Origin of the sequence: Bifidobacterium sp. H6bp9, from assembly GCF_032193695.1 — a bacterium.
GTDB classification, from domain to species: Bacteria; Actinomycetota; Actinomycetes; order Actinomycetales; family Bifidobacteriaceae; genus Bombiscardovia; species Bombiscardovia kimbladii.
In genome coordinates this window covers 201,057-221,428 of record NZ_JASTZY010000001.1, presented here as the reverse complement: position 1 = coordinate 221,428, position 20,372 = coordinate 201,057, and the positions used below count along the sequence as shown (strand labels likewise).

The following is a 20,372-nucleotide window of genomic DNA, read 5'->3' as shown; positions in this document are numbered from 1 at the left end:
TATCCAATCAATTATCAACCCAGGATAAGGCGGACAGACCCATGCAGGATGACCCAAAGATGCGCAAGTCCGGCGGCAGGACGGCCTTGCCCAGGTCCAGGATGGCCCTCCTCATCGGCGCAGGTCTGGCTGCATTGCTTGGCCTTGTTGCGGCGCTGATTCGCGCGGATCTGATTCACCCTTCAGGCAGGGTGCCGCTGGCTGACCTGCACGGCGGGCTCATGGTCTATGGGTTTTTGGGCGCAGCCATTGGCCTGGAGAGGGCAGTGGCCTACCGCAGCGGCGGATCCAGCAAACCCTCCTGGGGATTTTTTGCTCCTGCCTTGGGCTTGCTGGGGTCTCTGCTCTGCCTGCTGTCGTTGATGGTTTCAAGCCATGGTGATGCCCCAGCATGGGTCAGGGTGGAGCTTTTTGGCGGCATTCCGTGGACTTTGTCCATGTTGGTCCTTACAGCCATGTACTTGGCCATCTGGCGTCGGCAGCCTTCTGCAGAGGTGCTCATACAGGTCCTCGGATCCCTGGTTGGTCTGGTCGGAGCTGCTGCATGGGTTGCAGGGTTGGACGCCTCGGTTCTGGCCCCAACCTGGCTCTTCTTTCTTATTCTGACCATCGTGGGGGAACGGGTGGAGCTGGCCAGGGCGGTCTTTTCGGATATTCGTCTTGAATCGGGAATCCTGGGTCTGAGCCTCCTGACAGTCCTGATGCTGCCGATCCAAGCCATGGCGCCTTCGGTCGGCTATCCGCTTCTGGGGCTGTCGCTGGGACTGCTCCTCCTGGTCATGGCCAGTCATGATGTGGCCAAGGGCACCTTCCGTCATGGCGGTCTGCCAGGATTCATGGGCACCTGCATGCTGTCGGCCTACGCCTGGGGACTTCTGGCTGCCCTTATCTGGATGGCGGCGCCCTTGGATTCCAGCACCTACTGGGGGGATATGGCGCTACATGCCTTGGCTATCGGATTCATCATGACCATGGTCATCGCCCATGTCTGCATGATCGTCCCCTCGGTCATTCGCAGGCCCCTGCCCTTTCACCCGCTCCTCTGGGTTGCCTGGGCGCTTATGCAGGTTGGCTTGCTGATCAGGCTCCTTGGAACCATCCGGCTCTACACGCCCTTATGGAAGGCGGGGAACCTGCTGAATGTCCTGGGAATCCTCTCCATGATGCTGACCGTGGTGTACCTGGCCGCTCGCGGCAAACAGGTCCTGGCATCCAAACGCTACCGTCGTCGCCAGCCTGAGGGCTCGCAAAACGAACAAGTGGGAACCCTGGCCCTAAGAACAGATCTCGTTGCCACTTCCGCTACCGTGCTGGTCCTGGTGGCTGCCATGGTCTTGATGGTCCTGCGGCCGACGCTGGCTGTCTCGGTCGGGGCGGCACCTAGTGCCGGAGGCGTCCAGGAGGCATCGCCAATGAGCGTCCAGCCGACGGGTCACACCAGCAGAGCAACGATCAAGGTAAAAGGGATGGCCTTTGTGCCGGATACCATCACCATCGATGCAGGAGACCGGCTGATTGTAGATTTTAGGAACACCGGAGATCAGCGGCACGACTTGGTTTTCGCCAATGGCAAGAGCACAGGGTCAGTTCCGGTAGGCCAGAGCGTCTCGGTCGACGTGGGGGTCCTAGGCGGGGACACATTGGGATGGTGCTCGCTGGCAGGACACCGCCAGATGGGCATGGAGCTCAAGATCAAAGCCAGGGGTGGAATCGTTGCCGGGCAAGGACGGTCCTCAGCTGGCAAGGTGGCCCTAAGCCATGTCCCATCAGCCGCCAAGCTCAAGTCTCAGGCTGAGAAGAGCGACCCCGCCAAGGCCGCTCTTCCGCCACTGGATGATCAGGGGAGGGCTGGAACCAGAAAATACACACTGGATATCAAGGAACGCAAGGAAAAGGTGGCTGCGGGGCTTGAGCGCACAGTCTGGAGCTTCGACGACGCGAACGATTCGCGGGATAGTGGATCGCGCCCTTTGGCTCAGGGTCCGGTGTTAAGGGGCCGTGTGGGAGACACTTTTGAAGTCACCATCAGGAACAAGGGAAGCATGAGCCATTCCATCGACTTTCATGCCGGTCCGGCCGTCCCTCAGACCATGATGCGCAATATTGAGCCGGGCAAGGAGCTCCTGTACACCTTCACCGCTGATCGGGCTGGCATTTGGATGTACCACTGCAGCAGCGACCCCATGTCAAACCACATAGCCAACGGCATGTATGGGGCTGTGGTTGTCGATGACGGCACGCTGCCGCCCGTGGCTGCTGAATATGTTCTGGTCCAGTCCGAAATTTATCTGGGGTCCAATGAAGGGGCTGCCGATGCGGAAAAGGTAGCGGCCATGAACCCGGATATTATGACCTTCAACGGACGGGCCTTTCAATATGACGCTCATCCCCTCAAGCTGGAAAAGGGGCAAAGGGTCCGCATCTGGGTTCTGGACGCCGGACCCAACCAGCCGCTGTCCTTCCACATTGTGGGAACCCAGTTCGATACGGTCTGGACTGAGGGACGCTATCTGATAGGCGGAGGCGCAGGAGGGAATTCCGCTGCTGCCTCATCCTCATCAGCGGGAGCCCAGGTCCTGCCCCTGCTGCCGGCCCAAGGCGGGTTTGTGGAGCTCAAGGTCGATCAGCCTGGCGACTATTCCATAGTCAACCACGTCATGAGCCTGGCTGAGAAGGGCGCCCATGGCATCCTTCGGGTGTCGTGACGCGAACAATCGCCGTCTGTGCCGTGCTCTGTGATTGTCTGGCGTCTTCAATCCTGCTGCTGGAGTCCCTTCTCGTTCATGTGGTAAGGCAAACCTGAATGTGAACCAAGAATCTGCGAACCTTCAACGTTGGCCTAAATCGAAGAGATGAAAAGGCCAGTGAAGAGAACGAAAATGGTGAATCGGCAGCTGTGCGACCCCACCCCCGGTCTTACCAAGATAAAAGTTGCGTATGCCGGAGCCGACCAAGAAAAAAGCCATGATGGCTGCTGTGTCCTTCGACTTGTTTGAACTGTCCGGTCCATTGACATATTGGGCCTGAATCTGCCAAGGCTCAATTTGGGCCGGGCCGCTGGTGCCATTGGATTGAGGTGTATATGCGGTTTGGCCATAGGGATTCTGTGGCCTTCCTTGGTCCTCCGAAACCTGCCAAGACTGATCCGCGTTAGGGTAGCCATTGGCAGCTGCTGAGGGATTTCCCTGCCGGAAGCGGACTCGTAGTTGCTGTTGAAAGACTCTTGTGTATTCCTTGTAGCCAGAGTAATTCTGGCTTGCCTGAACCGCCGGGTCTTGGTTGGTACCAATCGTTCATGCCTACTCTTCCTGTGGATTCCATTGTGGAAATGTTTCATTATATTTCCGGTAGAACCTGATTAGGGGGAGGGCCTGGCACTGAAAACTGTCAGACGAGTCTTGAAAAATAGAGCAAAGACATATGTGGCCATTGTTGGGCCATGGATATGTGCTTTGCGCCGGTGGCGTCGGCTGTTCTGTGGATCTATGGAAAACGGCTGATCCTAGGTCCGGATGTTGAATCGAATAGATGTGAGTTTATTCAACAAGTGGCTTTGATATGTGTCTTAAATAGGATTTGCGAGAGCAGAGCGTGAGCTTGCAGACAGCCAGAGAGGGTCAGTGAGCAAGGTTCTCGTTCACGGCTACAGGCATATTCGAGTTTCTGCCAATATGCAGATAATTGCCAAGGGCAGCGGCAACTGCGCTATCGAGTATTCTGAGTCTCAATGACCAGCAATCGGTCTTTTTGGCATTTTCTTTGATGGCTCAGTTGCTTTTACTGGCTTTAAGGGGGAACCTGCTGAACGAGCAGGCAAACACGAGGTCTAGCATATAGACATGAGTCAGAGCGTATGTCCATATGCCATCATGCTGACCAATTTCGATTCAGAGGAACAGCTGAATGATTGGAATCAGGTCAGGCATCAATGTAACAGCAGTCAAAAGTGCGATCAAGAGCGCATTCCAGAGGTGAATTCGAAGTTCTGGTCAGATGGTCCTGACGGCGTGAGCATCTGCGAGAGAACTATTCAGCAGTATCCGGAGTTTCTTGAACGATTCGCCGGCATTCTCAGAACGGCATTCCTCTATAGCCCCCATGTTCTTGTCACTGATGCGGAAATCTTCGATGGTATCTATTTTCTGGCATTTGGTCCTGATGTTGTTCTTGATCTTCTGGGGCAGAATGGTTATGAGGAGTCCTTCCTCACCGTATCAGGCAGGCAACCGACCTTGGAGCAGTGCCTGCTGCGGTTCACTACAGTGCCGCCTGATAGTCAGCATCAACATTCGGCTGAAGAAGAGACGGTTACCCTGCCGGATATAGGTACACTGCGTCCGTTGGAGTATCAAGTTTTACAGGAGACCGTCACTACTGAAGAAAGTCAACGATTTGCTTCACGGGCCAGAGCTGGATTGAATGAGCATGCAGGTGATCATTGGTCTATAGCTCAAGAAATCGCATACTTGTACGCTGCATACTGCCAGCAAGACCGATCTGATGGTACCTGTCAATTGCTGGCTCAGCGCTGGCAGGAATGGATAGATGCTGAACGGAAGGGTCTCATTAGGTATGAGCAACAAGGTTCTCAAACTGAGTCCAATTCTGGCATCGTCCGCAGCTTCAATGATGCCTTTCTTCCTGTTGTCAGTGAAAACGCCGATTGCCTGCGTTCTTGGTGTTCCGCATCCAAGGCGGACGAGGCAGCAAAGACGGCATTTTGGGATGTTTTGGACAAAATAAGTCATGAGCCGAGACGGTCCAAGGCCTTTGCGCTCATAAGACATTCTACTTTGCCCTTAGGTACGACTGATTGCAATAGGATCATGGAATGCGATCAGCAAACGCTGGTGGATTGGTATCAGTTCGTCTACCGCTTAGCAATGGCGGATTACCTGGGCTGCTGCCTTATGGCTGTACAAAGCAAACCGAATTCGTATGAGCGCTATGCTGGCCGGACAGGTGGGCGCTCATTGATGCTGTCGGGCAAGGTCACAGAATTGTTGGGGCAGATGCCTTCCAACTGTTTTGTACAGTTCTGTTATCAGTCAAGAAACGCCATAAAACAGTGGCGTAATTGTCGACCGAACGCCCCGGACTCTGACCAGCAGCGGCATATTCGCAACATTGCCTATTGTGTGCAGAAGTCTGCATCGCAGCTTGACCGAAAGCAGGACAACTTAAAAATTATTAAACAGTTTATTGCGACCCTGATCATCGCATCCATATCCGTTTTTTGTGACAAGATCATTTTTTCAAGTTCAATATCCATTATCGTAATATTGGCCGGAGCTTGGTTCATTGAAGTATTTCCCGAGTTGCTGACGATGATGGAGTGGATGCACGACCAGCATACGGCAGTACAAACTATGGTATTCGCTCAACGGTAATCATCGACCAGGAAGGTGACTGTGAAAAACGCTGATGGGCTGAGGTCTAGGGGTCCTTTGCAGGAAATAAGACGCAGAAAAATTTTTGAGGAAGCCGGGGGAGCCGATTTTACCGTGACTGCTGTAGATGTCAAGGTGAGGGACACGGGTGCAGGCATGACCTTGCACGTAGCGTCTGTCAAGCAGGGTCAACCAGGCGTGATTTGCGTGACGGTCATTGAACGAGGGGGAGAGGACTTCTATCTGATAGCGCGCCACTGGCGGGTTGCTGTAGAAGACTGGCTGTGGGAATTTCCGCGAGGAATGGGGGAGCAAGGCGAGAATCCCCAGACCACAGCCATTCGTGAACTGTATGAAGAGACCGGATTGCAGGCTCAGCCTGACGCCGTCCGTCAGTTGCACAGGCTTCATGCCGATGCCGGGGTGCTTCAAGACGACGTACGGGTGATGGAAATACGGCTTGATGACGTTTCATCTTTTCCTGTACTCGATAGCGTCAATCAGGGACGTGATTGGGAACTAGAGGATCTCCAATGGCTGCGGTCAGCTGATATAGCCAATATGATTCGTGATGGACGACTGATTGATGGGCCTACCATAGCCGCATTCTCAATACGAGAGATTAATAAGCACAGGCAGTGAGTTCGTAGTGTGATTTGTGTAATTGCGGTCTGCCGTGCAAAGTCCGGACTGCTTGCACGCTTGATATAGCAAATTGCCGACAAAGAACAGACCAGTGTCCGTAGTCGTCAACTACCGCAAATTGTCTTACTTGTTGTTTCGGCTGCTCATCATTGTAGAAGACGTGAACACAAGCCGATTCCCCGCTTCTAGTGAAGGAGCAGGAAACACTATTGGTGACCCCGGAGAGATTCGAACTCTCGACCTACAGATTAGAAGTCAGTTGCTCTATCCAGCTGAGCTACGGGGCCAAACCCTTTCATTGTACCCGCCTGGGTCCACCGGCGGGTCAGATCCATGAAGCCTGGTCGGCAAGGGCATCCGATATGGCACGGGTCATTGCAGGAACGGTCATGCCATACCTTTCCAGCAGGGCGGCCTGGGGAACTCGGTCCTTGAACTCCTTAGCCGCTCCGAAGGCCAGGGTGCGAACCCGACTCGGTCCGTAGTAGGCAGCCACCGCCTGTCCCCAGCCGCCATCCAGCTGACCATCCTCGAGGGTGGCCACCAGGGAGTGGGTGCTGGCCAGGGCATCCAGGGTCTGCTCGTCCAAGCGGTCATAGCGATGCGGATCCACCAGTGTGGGTTTCAGCCCCAGGGATGCCTTCAAGGAATCAGCCAGGTCACGACCCAGGGGCAGGGCATCGCCGAGAGCTAGCAGGGCCACTGTCCTGCCTTGCTGCAGGATACGGTAACGGTCCCATGGCTGGCCTGCGGTCGTGGAATCGGATTTTACCGGCGCTATCGGCTTACCTGCGCGTTCTGTCGCCAGCGTGCGCTCGCCGGGCACCCTGATGACCACCGGCTGCCGGGCCGGGCCAGTGGCCCAGGCCAGCATGTCCAAGAACTCAGTCCCGCTGGTCGGAGCCAGGCAGGTCAGTCCGGGGATGCCTCGCATCATGACCATGTCGGCCGTGCCTGAGTGTGTGGCATCGGTTTTGGCAACGCCAGTGGAAAAGACCAGCAGGGTCACCGCACTGCCGTTCAAGGCCATCTCTTGCTCGATCTGGTCGTAGGCCCTCTGGAAGAAGGTGGCTGAGGTGGCGACTACAGGCGTGCCTCCAGCCTTGGCGATGCCCGCGGCATAGGCTATCGCATGAGATTCGGCGATACCCACGTCTCGGTAGTGATTACCGGCCCGCTGACGGAAGTCGGGATCGATGCCGTTGGACAGCGGTGTAGCGGGGGAGATGACCGTCAGACCCGGCTCTTGCGAGAACCTGGCCTCCAGGGCCTGCATGGCCATTCTTCCGTAGGTCTTTCGTGAGTTGGGCAGACGGTTAAGGGAGTCCAAGCCGTCCTGCCAGTGGTTCGCCTCCACCGGACCCTCGGCGGGCAAATCCGGCAGGGAAGTCATATAAGCTTGCCCATCGCTCTGGGCCATCGAAGTCGATCCTATCTGTCCTCGGCTGCCCTGGCCCAGTCCCAGGCCCTTGCGGGTATGGATATGAACCACCACCGGATGATCAGTGTCTTTGACCTGGCGGAAGGCCTCGATCAGATCCTCGATTCGGTTGCCCTCCTCCACGTAGCGGTAGTCCAGTCCAAGGGCGCGGAAGGGATTGTCTGAGCTGCGTCCCCCGCTGGCACGCAGGGCCGCCAGGCTCTTGTATAGCCCCCCGTGGTTCTCGGCGATGGACATTTCGTTGTCATTGACCACAATGATCAGGTTGCCGCCCTGCTCAGCAGCCCAGTCCAGCCCCTCGAAGGCTGGCCCGCTGCTCAGGGAGCCGTCCCCGATCAAGGCGATGATGTTGGCCTTGCCTCCGGTCGCATCCCGCTGGGCGGCCATTCCGCAGGCCAGGCCGATGGAGGTGCCGGTGTGCCCCAGCATGAAGTCGTCGTAGGGGCTCTCCTTGGGCGAGGTGAATCCGGAAAGATCCTTCTGAGACTCAGGGTCCGTGTAGAACCGGCGCCGGCCGGTCAGGATCTTGTGTGTGTAGGCCTGATGGGAGACGTCAAAGATCAGATGATCATGAGGCATATCGAAGACGTAGTGCAGGGCGATGATGGGCTCGATGGTGGCCAGGTTGGAACCCAGGTGGCCGCCGTGACGTCGACAGAAGCTGATCAGCAGCTGACGGATCTCGTCGGCCAGTCGATTCAGCTCTTCCAAGGAGAGAACCTTCAGATCCTTTGGGGAGTCGATGCTGTCCAGAAGCTTGCCCATAACCCTCCTGTCTGTTTTGCTGTCGTGCAATCCAATGATTCTAGGTCTGGGGCGGCGGTTTGGAACCGCTGTAAGCCCGATGTTCACCAGGCCCGGCCCTTACATCCATAGGACCGTCACGATTGGCCGGCTTCTCCCCGGCCTTGCGTAGTATCGGATATGCATGAACATTGGAGGGCCGATGGCTGACAATACACATGAAGGGGCACGCGTCGCAGTGATCATGGGATCATCGAGCGACTGGGAGACGATGAAGGAAGCCTGTCGGATGCTGGACCGGTTCGCTATCGTCTACACCAAGGAGGTCATCTCCGCCCATCGCACACCTGGGCGCATGGCGGAGTTCGCGCATCAGGCCCGGAGCCAGGGCATAGGGGTCATCATCGCCGGGGCCGGGGGAGCAGCCCATCTGCCTGGGATGGTGGCGGCCCAGACCACGCTGCCGGTCATCGGAGTGCCAGTGAAGTCCCATGCATTGAGCGGGGTTGATTCACTCCTGTCCATCGTGCAGATGCCTGCCGGCATTCCTGTAGCGACTACGGCTATTGGGGCGTCCGGGGCTACCAACGCCGGCCTGCTGGCGGCTTCGATTCTCTCCATCAATGATCCGAGGCTGGCTCAGGCCCTGGATGACTACCGTGCCGGGCTGGCCCGATCCGTGGAGGCTTCCAATGCCAAGCTTGTCTGAGGAGACCAAGGGAAGAATCGATCACCTGGAGCCGGGATCCGTCATCGGGATCGTCGGCGGCGGCCAGCTGGGACGGATGATGGCTCTGAGTGCCCGCTACCACGGATTCCGCATCGGTGTGCTGGATCCCACGCCCGATGCTCCCGCGGCCCAGGTGGCCGATTTTCAGGAGACGGCCGACTATGGCGACCTCGAGGCCCTCAAGCGGCTTGCCGAACGCAGCGATGTGCTCACCTACGAATTCGAAAATGTGGATGCCGACGCACTGGACCAGGTGAGGGATCGTGTGGCCATCCCCCAGGGGACCGACCTGCTCAGGGTCACCCAGGACCGCGTTCACGAGAAGACCTTTATCAACCGCCATGGCATCGATACCGCCCCTTGGAGGCAGGTTGACAGTCTTGATCAGCTTGACGCAGCCCTGAAGGAGCTGGGAATGCCCGCTGTGCTCAAGACACGAACCGGCGGCTATGATGGTCATGGCCAGGCGGTCCTGCGCACGAAGGAGGATCTGCAGGCCTTGCAGGCGCGTATGAAGGGTCGGGACTTCCCGCCCTCCGTGCTGGAGGGGTTCGTGGACTTCGCCTTTGAGGCCTCCATTTTGGTCTCAGGCAACGGGAAGGACTATGTCACCTTCCCCATGGTGCGCAACGAACACCGTCACAACATCCTGCACATGACTCTGGCTCCGGCAAAGGTCGAGCCTGAGATGGCCGACCGGGCGCGTGACATGGCCCTGACTCTGGCTGACGGCTTCAAGCTGGCCGGGACTTTGGCCCTTGAGCTCTTTGTCATGCCCGATGGCGGTCTGGTGGTCAACGAGTTGGCCCCGCGCCCCCATAATTCCGGTCACTACACTATCGAGGCCTGCTCCATGGACCAGTTCGATGCCCATGTCCGGGGCATCGCCGGTTGGCCACTGCCTAAGCCTCGCCTGCTCAGTCCCGCGGTCATGGTCAACGTTCTGGGTCAGCATGTGGCTCCGGTCAGGAGGCTGCTGGGTGAACATCCCGAATGGTTCCTGCATGATTACGGCAAGGCCGAAGTGCGCACCGACCGCAAGATGGGGCATCTGACGGTGCTGACCGATGATCCTGAGCGTACTGCCCGGGATCTGGAGGCCACAGGCTGCTGGTCCGACCTGGACTGAACCGAATCCTCACATCTGTCCCGGCAATCCGGATGTAGGCTTGGTGGAGCCCAAGGAGTGTGTCTAATCATGAACGCTGGCTCATCCGTCGGCCGCCGGACGCGGCAGAAGAACGCCATCTGGAAGGTTCTTCAGGCCCAGAATGACTTTGTCTCAGCCAAGGAGCTGCACAGGCTCCTTGGCGATTCGGGCCAGCGAATCGGCCTGGCCACGGTCTATCGGCAGCTGGCTTCCCTGCATATGTCCGGCAGCCTGGACTGCATTGAGCACGGAGGCATCCGCCTCTACCGGGTCTGCTTGGCCCAGCGTAGGCACCACCATCATCTGGTCTGTGAACGCTGCGGCAGGACCGTGGAGATCAGCCCGCCGGACGATGGCTGGCTGAAGGCCGTGGCTTCTGAACATGGCTTTACGGTCTCCTCGCACACCTTGGAGGTCTACGGCCTGTGCAGCAGCTGTCGAGACCGCTCCGGTCAGGCAGACGTCAGTGATCCTCCCGGCCCTTGGGCATGATGGTCCTGATGGCATCCCAGGCCTGAGAAGCCTTGAGATTGGGCAGGTAGGCCTGGACTACAGCCAGTCCGATCTGGGCCAGCTGAGCCGGGTCGGGATAGCAGATATAGACTGGGTGCTCGCTGGGCTGGAACTTCTTCTTAAAGAAGAAGAGCGAGCGGAAGCCATAGGCCGGCTCCATCAGGTCGGCCACCAGGTGAAGAGCGTGCTGCAGGAAGGCGGTCCGATCTTCGCCCTGACCATCGTCATCGTCTTCGCTGCTGTCCATGCCGGCCAGGGGAGCGGCCGATAGGCTCATGAATTCCGCCGTGCCCTGGTCGCGCAGCCGTTCGGCCATCCGTGCTATCAGGAACTCCATGATCCCGTTGGGACTGTCGGTCCTGTGCCGCATGAAGTCCAGGGTCCATCCAATTACCTGGCCCTGGCGGTAGGTGGGCATCCAGCTGGTCACGGCCAGCACCTTGCCCTGGTCGTCTACGGCGTAGAGGATGGCCATGCGCGGGTCCCTCAGCTCATCCAGGCCGCCCAGGGTGAACTTCATCTCGGGCAGGGCCTTGAGTTCGGCCCACTGCTCGGAGATATCCACGATCTGCGATTGGACATCCCAGGAGGCATCGTTGAATGTGGTCAGCACGTCCGTGATCTTGTCGCGCTTGGCCTTGTTGATGGCTGTGCGAATGTCCTGCCACTTCTTGCCCTTGGTCTGCCAAAGACTGGGGGTGACCACCATCTCCGAGCCAACTGTCAGGGTGGACCAGCCGCGGGAGGCGAGCAGATCGCGTTGGGGCTTGTGGACGCTGTAGAAGACCGGTGACCAGGAGTGGGCACTGCAGAAGCGTGCGAATCCGTCCAGATCATCCGCATACTCGTCAGGGTCGCCGAATGGTCCAGTGGTGGTCAGGGCTATGCCGTGCAGGAGCCGGTAGGCAATGGCTGAGCGGCCGCTGGGAGAGAACCAGTAGCTGTTGCCCTCCCAGGTGGTCATGAAGGACATGCTCTCGCCCCCATACTCGACCAGACGATCGGCCTCCTGGCGCTCGCTGCCGTTCTGGATGACCGAGCTGCGCATCCAGGAGAGCAGAACTACTAGGACCGCCAGCCAGAAGATCAGCCCCACCCCATGGCTGACGATCATCCCGGTGGGCGTGCGTGGGACCAGGGCTGGGCGGAAGCGCGAGGCCACCCCATTGGGCAGGTAGAGTTCGGGCAGCTGGGAGAGGGCCCTGCCGGTGGTGGGCCAGGGGTGGAAGGACCCGGGGCTTGCGGCAGTGAAGGCCAGATAGCCCATGGCTGTGGCCAGGAAGGCCAGGACGATGGCTGCCCAGCCCACCTGCAAGCGCGAGGCCTTGGTCCGTACCAGGAAGATGCGCAGGTTGCGTGCCAGGAACCAGTTGAGAATCAGCGGCGGCAGGGTGATGATCAGCAGGGAGGGCAGGGCGCCGTGGTGGATGACCCGTGGCAGGCCGTCTCCGATGGTCAGGGGGAAGACCAGGAAATAGAGTATGGCCAGGATGATGGTCAGGGTGTTGAGGACCAGACCGGTGACAGCGGCAACCCGGCGGCCATGATAGATGCCCCAGGCCACCACCAGCAGTACCAGGGTGGGCATGATCAGGGACGAGATGCCGGTGGGTGCTCGGCCGGCGACCAGACCGTACTGGGCGTAGCAGCTGGCCTGGTTGTTCTCGGCCAGGCAGCGGGACAGGGCAGCGCTGCCGCCAGGGTCCGAACCCAGGAACATGCCCAGCGGGGTGAAGAATCCTGCGCGGATCCTGGAGGAGACGGTGACCAGGGGGCCGAGAGCCAGAACCGTGGAAATGGCCCCCAGCAGGTGGCGGGTCTCATAGGAGCCGCTGTGGCCATGCGGATTGGCGTCCTGGACCGGTCCGTGCCAGAGGTGGCCGGTCAAGTGGCCGATCAGCGCTGCAGCCAGGGCGCAATAGTAGCCGGGGTTGCCGGTATACAGCACCATCAGTATCAAGGCCGTGTAGCCTATGGTGGCGATCCTGCGTCGCCAGAGGAAGTCGCTGAAGGGGATGGAGGCCATCAGGGATCCGACCACCAGGATGATGGGGCTGAGCGTCATGGGCACTCGGATGAACCAGGCCCAATGGTCCTGGAGTGCATTGATCAGGGTGCAGATGATCAGCCCGACAGCCGCGCCGCCTATGGCGCTGATGACCGCCGCAAGGACGGTGCGTCTGCGGCCCAGTCGGGTCTCGGCGATGCACAGCATGACCAGCACCAGGGCCACATCTATGATCAGTTGCAGGGGGCCAGGGGTGATGATCAAGGATACCAGCAGCCGTGCGAACTGGACCAGAAGCGAGGGGCGGCCCTGGCCGTGGACCGGATGCGGAACCTGGTGAATGATCAGGTCTGACAGCGGCATGCCCAGCCGTGTCCTGCCGGGGATGCGCAGCAGCCAGATCAGCAGCCAGGTGATCAGGTTGAGCAGGACCAGCGCAAGGCTGAAAGCCAGTGCAAGAGCGTGACGTCTGACCCATCTGGTCAGGTCCCGCAGAAGCACGGTCTTGGCCGAAGGCTCCATCAGCCCGGATCCTTTATTTGTTGTCTCCATGATTGCGGCGGCTCTTTCTGCTTATCGGTTTGGACGCTCTGATCTGTCAGCGGTTCAGCCGAGGTGTGTTTCGATAATGTTCGGGAAATCTTCAACTGGTCGGGACATGGGTCCTAGTCCCATGGATTCGCCCACCCACTCCAGCCCGGGTTTCCAAGCCGTCTTGACTGTATGCCAGTCATGGCCCGATCCCTGGGTGATGACGGCCCGCACCTTCATGCCCGCCTGGTTGGCGGCCTTGGCGATGACCATCATATTGTGCTGTGACTCTTTATCGTTGGACCCGGCTGCGGTGAACAGAAGCTGGCGGGATGGCGCCCGCTCCAGCATGGCCCTGGCCGGAACCTGGGCCAGGAAGCGCTTTTGGTCGCCGCCGAAGTAGTCGCGGATCATCTGTTCCTGCCGACCCTGGGTCGGTTCCAGCTCCCCATCAGCCGGTAGCATGCTTCCATAGACGTCTGGATGCCGTGCCCCAAGCTGGGTGGAGCAGGTCCCGCCCTGGGAGAATCCGCCGATGGCCCATTGCTGGGGCTGGCTGGCGACGGGCAGTTCAGCGCGGATCCAGGCGGGAACGTCACTGCTCAGGTAGGTTTCAGCCTTCCCGTAGACCGGGGAGTCCACGCACAGGCTGTTGTGAGAGGATGCACCGTTCTGGTCGGGGGAGACCACCACTGGTGCCAGGCCGTCGTGCTGGGAGGCGTAGGCATCCATCATGGCCGGAATGGCTCCGGCGGTGAAGAGCCGGTCGGGGCTTCCGGGCTGGCCGGCCAGAAGCACGAACACAGGAAGCGCGGGCGGTTTGTCGCTCAAGGCGGCAGGCGGCAGGTAGATATCAGCTGGCCGTGCTGCGAATCGGGAGCGGCTGTTGGGGATGCGCATGCTGTAGGAGCGGCCGACGCTGGGATGCGAGGGCAGTTCGCCCCGTGAGGCCAAGGATCGCCATTGTGTCACGCTCATGGCCGGTCTGGCTGTCTTATGGTCTTTGTAGTCGGGGTAGAGGGAGACGCTGAACAGGGACCCCAGAGTGGTGAACTCCCCGTAGATGATATCCACTCGAAGCCCGGTGGAAAGCAGGCAGAGCAGGACGGTCAGGGCGGCAAGGACGCGGCGCCAGCCCCGGGCAGTGATCAGGATGCAGACGGCAAACCCCGCTGCCAGGAATCCCAAGGCCACGCTGATGATGACCATCCAGCCCAGGGAGACGCCGAAGAGCATGAAGACGTCGGAGACCAGCCAGGTGGCCAACAGCCCTAGGCCTCCTATGCCTAGGGCAATGGCCGCTTGGCGCAGCAGGGTCCGCCAGCGTCCATGCGTCAGTCCGGTCAGCGCCAGCACGATCAGGGCCAGGGCCGTCAGCGAAAATATTGACGCAGGCAGCCACCCCTGGGTCAGATGGACCTTTGCCAGCCATGCACCCATGCCATTCCTTCCAACCAAAATACATCCGCAGTTCAGTATAGGGAGTGTCCGGTCACACGGCTGCCATTTGAGCAGTCATTCATTCTCGCCAGGACCGCATCTTCAGATTCCGGTCATGGGTTCGTCTATGGTAGATTTATTGATAATCAATCTCAGTAACGGTCGGCGAGCCTGGCGACAGGTCCGTCCCGTGCCGTCGCCAGGAAGGAACCACCCATTCATGCATGCCAGCAGCCCACGCCTCCGCCGGACCCGTACCTTGGTCGCCGCCCTCCTGGCCGTACTGACCCTGCTGACCTGTCTGACAGGTTGCGGCAAGAGCGAATCATCCTCGTCGCCCACAGGATCCGGCCCCCTGAAGGTGGTTGCCAGCATCAACCAATGGCAGTCCCTGGCCGTGGACCTGGGCGGCGACCAGGCCCGGGTGGACACCATTCTGAGCAACACCTCGACTGATGCCCACGACTATGAGCCGACGACGGCGGACATCGCCCGGATCAGTCGTGCAGATCTGGTCATCGTCAACGGGGCCGGCATCGACGACTGGGCTGCCAAGGCCGCGGAAACCGGGCAGGCCAGGCTGGTGGACGTATCCAAGGCATCAGGGCGCAAGACCGGCGACAACCCCCATCTCTGGTTTTCCTCCCAGGGCAGGAGAGCAGCTGCCAAGGCCGTGCATGAGGCCTACAGGCAGTTGCGTCCAGACCGAGCGGCTGGCTTCGACAAGGCCTACCAGGACTGGCAGGGTCGGCAGGCCCGGCTGGACGATCTTATTGCCGATGCGCGCAAGCACACCCAGGGACGGCACTACGCGGCCACGGAATCGGCTGCCTACTACCTTTGCCATGATCTGGGCATGGAGGATCTGACCCCAGAGGGGTACCTGCGGGCGGCCGCCAACGAGAGCGAGCCCTCGCCTGAGGACCTTGTGGCCTTCCGTCATTTGCTGGCATCCGGACGCTTGGACATGCTGGTCCTCAACACCCAAGAAGTCAATCGAACCTCCAAGGAGCTGGCTGCTGAGGCTCGCAAGGCCCATGTGCCGGTGTTCGAGGTCAGCGAGCAGCGCCCCGATAAGTACCGGAACCTGGAGGATTGGATCAGCGCCTTGGTCCAGCAGGTGCCGGGCGCCAAGGCCTGAGAGCCCACTTGCGCTTCATGTTCGCCAAGGGATGTTTTCGTGGGGCTTGTCGTCCTTGATGGGAACAATGGCACAGGTATCGGTAAAGGCCCAGCGGGCCCAATCGCCAAAGTCAGGAGTATGCGGTGAACGATCGTAAGCATCAGCCCGGCCGGTGGAGATCCTGGATGCAGAACATGACCGGACGTCTTCAAGTACGCGGGTGGGTCTACCTGCTTACCTTCATCCTGATTGACTTCCTGTCAGTGGGCATCCTGCAGTGGGGGGTCTCCCTGAACAGCTCCCGCGTCGAGCTGTCCAACCCGCTGATCGGATTCTGGGGCTTCATCTCGGCCATGTGGACCCAGCGTCGGTTCGTCCTGGTGCTCAACATGCTGGCTGTGGCCCTGGTCTACCTGGCCCTGACCTACCTGACCAACCGCTTCTGGGCGGCATCAGGGCTGATCCTGGCCATCTGCGCGGTCATAGCGGTTATCGAACGCTTCAAGGTGCGTGCACGGTATGAGGCCGTCCTGCCCTCGGACCTGGATTTCCTCCATGCTGATGCGGCCAACCTGGTCTCCTTCCTGCCGGCCCGGTCCCTGATCATGATCGGGCTAGGCGTCGTGGCCCTGATCGTCCTCGGCGCGCTTTGCTGGGTGGTGACGCGGATGGATGCCCGTCGCGGCCGTCCGGTGGCCACTGGCAACAAGCCTTTGGGTGCGGGACTCCGTACAGCAGGTGTTCTTGTTCCGGTTCTGGTGGTGGCGGTGTTCATGTCCACTGTGGGCACCTACGGCAGTCCCGCCTATCGTTTCTCGCAGTTCATGGGCGACAAACCCTCCATGTGGGACTCGGTCTATGACGCCCAGCGCAACGGGGTCTTCGTGTCCTTCTCCCGGCAGCTGCGGCCCAAGGTCATGGACCAGCCCGCAGGATACAGTCGTGCCACCATGCAGTCTCTGGCCCATCGCTATCAGCTTTCGGCGGACCGCATCAACCATGACCGCAAGGCCTATATGAATGAGTCGAGCCTGGTCTACATCCTCTCTGAGTCGTTCTCGGATCCCACACGGGTGCCGGGCGTCGCGCTCAACCAGGACCCCATGCCTCATATCAGATCCATCAAGGAGGGCACCACCAGCGGGCTCATGCTCTCCTCCGGCTATGGCGGGGGAACGGCCAATCTGGAGTTCCAGGCCATGACCGGCCTGTCCATGGCCAACTTCGATCCCTCGCTGACCTCCCCCTATCAGCAGGTCATCCCTCACCTGAACTGGATACCCACGGTCAATCAGGCATGGGGGACGCCATCCAGGTCCCTGGCCTTCCACCCCTACGAGTCCTCCATGTATTCCAGGGCCGAGAACTACAAGAAGTTCGGCTTCTCGCATTTCTACTCGCTGACCGGTCCTGACCAGATAGCCCACCAGGACCGCATCGACCGCAGTCAGTATGTGGGGGATCGCTCCGCCTACGACTCCGCCTTGGAGCAGATGGGCGACGACAGGGGCAACCAGTTCGTCGAGGTCATCACCATGCAGAATCACATGCCCTACAACGACTGGTATGACAACAACGGCTTCTCGGTCAGTTCATCCGACCCCAACAGGCCCCTGGGCGACGATGAGATGCAGTCCATACGCACCTACGCCAAGGGGGTCAGCCTGAGCGATCAGGCCACTGCCGATTTCCTGAACAGCCTTGACTCCCAGAGCAAGCCGGTCACCGTGGTCTTCTATGGGGATCATCTGCCCGGCATCTACGGCACGGCAAGCTGGGACGAGCGCAACTCCCTGGCCCTGCATCTGACCGACTACTTCATCTGGTCAAACAAGGCCTCGGATGCTTCGGGAACGCAGGTAAGCAACAGTGCCTATTCCTCGCCAAACTTCTTCCAAGCCCAGGCGGCCGAGCACATGGATGCCAAGGTCTCGCCCTTTACGGCCTTCCTGACCGAGCTACACGACAAGATCAGCGCCATCGAGCCTCCGGTGGCCAACCAGATCCAGGACTGGAACAGAATACCGGCAGGGCAGACCAACTATCTGAATGCCCAGGGCCAGCCCATGAATGCCCGAGACTTCGACAAAGCCACTCGACAGCTCCTGAACGACTACAAGCTGATTCAGTACGACATCATGGCCGGCAAGCACTACCTGCAGGGGACTGGCTTCAACACCACGCCTACCCGCCGTTCCGATGCTGCCCGACAGAAGGCTGAAAAGAAGCGCCAGGCCAAAGAGCAGGCCAAGGAGCAAGTCCGCCAGGAAGAGCAGAACCGGGACAAGGACCGGGAGAGCTCGACCAGTTCGGCCAACTAGGCTTCCAGTCCGCGGTGGCCGATGTCGTGTCGATAGAAGAGTCCGGGCATCGACAATCCGTCCAGCCGGTCATAGACTCGCCGGGCGGCCTGGTCCAGGTCGTCGCCTTGGGCCACGACCAGGGCTGTCCTTCCTGAGGAGGACGTCAGACCAGTGGAAGCCGAGCCGGACACTCCGGCGTAGTAGGCTCTGAGATCCTGCTCTGGGGCGATCAGCGGCACGGGCACCCCGGTCTTGGGATTGCCGGGATAGCCCTGGGCTGCCAGAACCACCCCCAAGCGGCTGTGGGAGTCGTCCCAGGTGAACTGCGGCTCTTCGCCCTCCATCAGCGTGCGGATGGCCGTGCCCAAGTCGCTGGTCAGCGCAGGCAGCACCACCTCGGTCTCCGGGTCCCCCAGTCGCGCATTGAATTCGATGACCTGGGGGCCTTGGTCGGTGACCATCAATCCTGTGTACAGGACTCCGGTGAAGGGGCTGCCTTCCTGAACCAGGGCACGGACGGTGGGTGCAACGATGGTATCCAGGGCCTTTTGGGTCAGTTCCGGGCCGAACTGTGGCAGAGGGGAGTAGGCCCCCATGCCGCCGGTGTTGGGACCCCGATCCCCGTCATAGGCGGGCTTGTGGTCCTGGGACAGGGGCATGGGCCAGAACTGCTCGCCCCGGACGAAGCACATGAGCGAGCACTCCTGACCCGCCAGCCGATCCTCGATGACCACCCGGGCTCCGGCCTGCCCGAACTTATGATCGATGAAGATGGCATCCAGGGCCTGCATGGCCTGGTCAAGGTCGACGGCGACCGTCACGCCCTTGCCTGCAGCCAGCCCGTCAGCCTTGATGACTACGGGTGCGCCGTGCGAGCGCACATAGGACTTGGCTGTCTCGAGGTCATGGAAGACCGCATAGTCGGCGGTCGGAATTCCATGCCTGCGCATCAGGTCCTTGGCAAAGCCCTTGGATCCCTCGATGCGGGCCGCAGCCTTGGTAGGACCAAAGGCGGGGATGCCGGCAGCCTGCAGGTCGTCGACCAATCCAGCCGTCAAAGGGGCCTCGGGTCCGACGAAGACCCAGTCGATCCCCAGCTCGCGTATTGCAGCGATCAGCTTTGCAGGTTCCGAGGAATCCAATTGCAGCAGGCTGATGCCGTCAGGCTCCATGCCGGGGTTGCCCGGGGCGCACCAGACATGATCCACTCCTGGCCCAGACAGCAGGGTGGTGGCGATGACGTGCTCCCTGGCTCCCGATCCTATGACCACTACCTTGTCCGCCATGATGGGCTCCTCTCGCTATTGCTGACGATCGTTTTCATTGAGGATGACCTGCTGGCCGTTTTGAGCACCCGTCACCCGTCCGATCAGGGCGTAGGGCTCCTGCTCCTCATCCAGGACTGCGCGGGCCTGGTCCAGTTGATCAGGGGAAACGACCAGAACCATCCCAATACCCATGTTGAAGATGTTGTACATCTCCAGATGGTCGACCTTGCCCATTGCTTCGATCATCGTAAAGATGGGCGGCACCCGCCAGGCATCCAGATTGAAGCTGGCAGCCAGTCCTTCGGGCAGGATCCTGGGCACTTTTTCCACGAAGCCGCCGCCGGTGATGTGGGCGGCGCCCCTGAGCAGGCCGGAGGCGAAGAGCGGGCGCAGGGCCTTGACATAGATGCGGGTGGGGGTCAAGAGTTCCTCTCCCAGGGTCCGTCCGCCAAGCTGGTAGGGCCGATCCTCCAGCTTCATGCCCCCCTGGTCCAGCAGGACCTGTCGGATCAGCGAGAAGCCATTGGAGTGGACGCCCGAGGAGGGCAGGCCGATCAGCTGGTCGCCTTCTCTGATGGCCGAACCGTCCACCAGGGACTCACGCTCGACCACACCCACGGTGAATCCGGCCAGGTCGTACTCGTCGGGCTGGTACATGTCGGGCATCTCAGCGGTCTCGCCGCCTACCAGGGCGGCCCCGGCCTGGACGCAGCCGTCGGCCACACCCTTGACCACCTGCTCCAGCAGAGCCGGGTCATTGTGTCCGCAGGCGATGTAGTCCAGGAAGATCAGCGGCTCGGCCCCCTGGGCGATGATGTCATTGACGCACATGGCCACGCAGTCCTGGCCGATGGTGTCATGGCGGCCGGCTTCCCGGGCCACCATCAGCTTGGTGCCCACGCCGTCAGTGCCCGAGACCAGGACTGGGTGGCGGTAATTGAGCGCAGACAGATCGAAGTCGCCGCCGAAGCCGCCGATGTCGCCGGCGCCCGGCCTGCGGGTCCTGGCCGTGTGGGAGCGGATCCTGTCGATCAATTCGTATCCGGCCTCCACCGATACCCCAGCCTGCTCATATGCCTTCGGCAT

General features: G+C 60.1%; 14 protein-coding genes and 1 tRNA gene. 8 read left to right on the top strand and 7 right to left on the bottom strand.

Translation table 11 applies throughout. From position 1 onward, the window contains the following. Positions 1–41 precede the first annotated feature (41 nt). Positions 42–2,705: a multicopper oxidase domain-containing protein gene (locus QRX40_RS00850; RefSeq protein ID WP_313835674.1), complete on the top strand. Its 2,664-nt coding sequence runs from the start codon at positions 42–44 to the stop codon at positions 2,703–2,705. A gap of 123 nt (positions 2,706–2,828) precedes the next feature. On the opposite strand, the gene QRX40_RS08720 is transcribed toward QRX40_RS00850, so the two are convergent. Then, positions 2,829–3,029 (bottom strand): NINE protein, encoded by a 201-nt coding sequence (locus tag QRX40_RS08720; RefSeq protein ID WP_396184240.1) that lies wholly within the window; start codon positions 3,027–3,029, stop codon positions 2,829–2,831. 810 nt (positions 3,030–3,839) lie between these two features. Between QRX40_RS08720 and QRX40_RS00845 the strand changes: the two genes are divergently transcribed. Both QRX40_RS00845 and QRX40_RS00840 read left to right on the top strand, forming a co-directional pair. After that, positions 3,840–5,390: a hypothetical protein gene (locus tag QRX40_RS00845; protein ID WP_313835673.1), complete on the top strand. Its 1,551-nt coding sequence runs from the start codon at positions 3,840–3,842 to the stop codon at positions 5,388–5,390. Positions 5,391–5,411: 21 nt separating this feature from the next. Further along, on the top strand, positions 5,412–6,032 hold the full coding sequence (locus QRX40_RS00840) for an NUDIX hydrolase (RefSeq protein WP_313835672.1): 621 nt from the start codon (positions 5,412–5,414) through the stop codon (positions 6,030–6,032). Positions 6,033–6,245: 213 nt separating this feature from the next. Here the strand turns inward: QRX40_RS00840 and QRX40_RS00835 are convergent. After that, a tRNA-Arg gene (locus tag QRX40_RS00835) sits at positions 6,246–6,322 on the bottom strand. 38 nt (positions 6,323–6,360) lie between these two features. Further along, on the bottom strand, positions 6,361–8,241 hold the full coding sequence (locus QRX40_RS00830; protein ID WP_313835671.1) for a 1-deoxy-D-xylulose-5-phosphate synthase: 1,881 nt from the start codon (positions 8,239–8,241) through the stop codon (positions 6,361–6,363). A gap of 181 nt (positions 8,242–8,422) precedes the next feature. Here QRX40_RS00830 and purE point away from each other — a divergent pair, with 181 nt between their 5' ends. From purE to QRX40_RS00815, 3 genes are all read left to right on the top strand, one after another. Next, positions 8,423–8,929: a 5-(carboxyamino)imidazole ribonucleotide mutase gene (gene purE / locus QRX40_RS00825; protein WP_313835669.1), complete on the top strand. Its 507-nt coding sequence runs from the start codon at positions 8,423–8,425 to the stop codon at positions 8,927–8,929. Further along, the gene (gene purK, locus QRX40_RS00820; protein WP_313835667.1) at positions 8,913–10,079 is read left to right on the top strand and encodes a 5-(carboxyamino)imidazole ribonucleotide synthase; all 1,167 of its coding nucleotides are present in this window, start codon (positions 8,913–8,915) and stop codon (positions 10,077–10,079) included. Before purE ends, purK begins: the two co-directional genes overlap by 17 nt. Positions 10,080–10,148: 69 nt before the next feature. Next, positions 10,149–10,592 carry a Fur family transcriptional regulator gene (locus QRX40_RS00815; RefSeq protein ID WP_198199983.1) on the top strand — a complete coding sequence of 148 codons (444 nt, stop codon included), beginning with the start codon at positions 10,149–10,151 and terminating at the stop codon, positions 10,590–10,592. On the opposite strand, the gene QRX40_RS00810 is transcribed toward QRX40_RS00815, so the two are convergent. Together QRX40_RS00810 and QRX40_RS00805 are read right to left on the bottom strand one after the other, a co-directional pair. Then, positions 10,564–13,173 (bottom strand): DUF2156 domain-containing protein, encoded by a 2,610-nt coding sequence (locus QRX40_RS00810; protein WP_313835666.1) that lies wholly within the window; start codon positions 13,171–13,173, stop codon positions 10,564–10,566. The genes QRX40_RS00815 and QRX40_RS00810 overlap by 29 nt on opposite strands. A 54-nt stretch (positions 13,174–13,227) precedes the next feature. Next, entirely contained in the window at positions 13,228–14,592 is a 1,365-nt protein-coding gene (locus tag QRX40_RS00805) for an alpha/beta hydrolase-fold protein (protein WP_313835664.1), read from the bottom strand. Positions 14,593–14,812: 220 nt separating this feature from the next. Between QRX40_RS00805 and QRX40_RS00800 the strand changes: the two genes are divergently transcribed. Together QRX40_RS00800 and QRX40_RS00795 are read left to right on the top strand one after the other, a co-directional pair. Then, a complete protein-coding gene (locus QRX40_RS00800; RefSeq protein ID WP_313835662.1) occupies positions 14,813–15,733 on the top strand; it encodes a metal ABC transporter solute-binding protein, Zn/Mn family in 921 nt (306 codons plus the stop codon). Positions 15,734–15,858: 125 nt separating this feature from the next. After that, entirely contained in the window at positions 15,859–18,036 is a 2,178-nt protein-coding gene (locus tag QRX40_RS00795; RefSeq protein ID WP_313835661.1) for a sulfatase-like hydrolase/transferase, read from the top strand. Here QRX40_RS00795 and purD read toward each other — a convergent pair. Then, positions 18,033–19,304, bottom strand: a complete 1,272-nt coding sequence (gene purD, locus QRX40_RS00790) for a phosphoribosylamine--glycine ligase (protein WP_313835660.1) — start codon at positions 19,302–19,304, stop codon at positions 18,033–18,035. The two genes, QRX40_RS00795 and purD, sit on opposite strands and share 4 nt — an antisense overlap. A 15-nt stretch (positions 19,305–19,319) precedes the next feature. Next, the gene (purM, locus tag QRX40_RS00785) at positions 19,320–20,372 is read right to left on the bottom strand and encodes a phosphoribosylformylglycinamidine cyclo-ligase (protein ID WP_313835659.1); all 1,053 of its coding nucleotides are present in this window, start codon (positions 20,370–20,372) and stop codon (positions 19,320–19,322) included.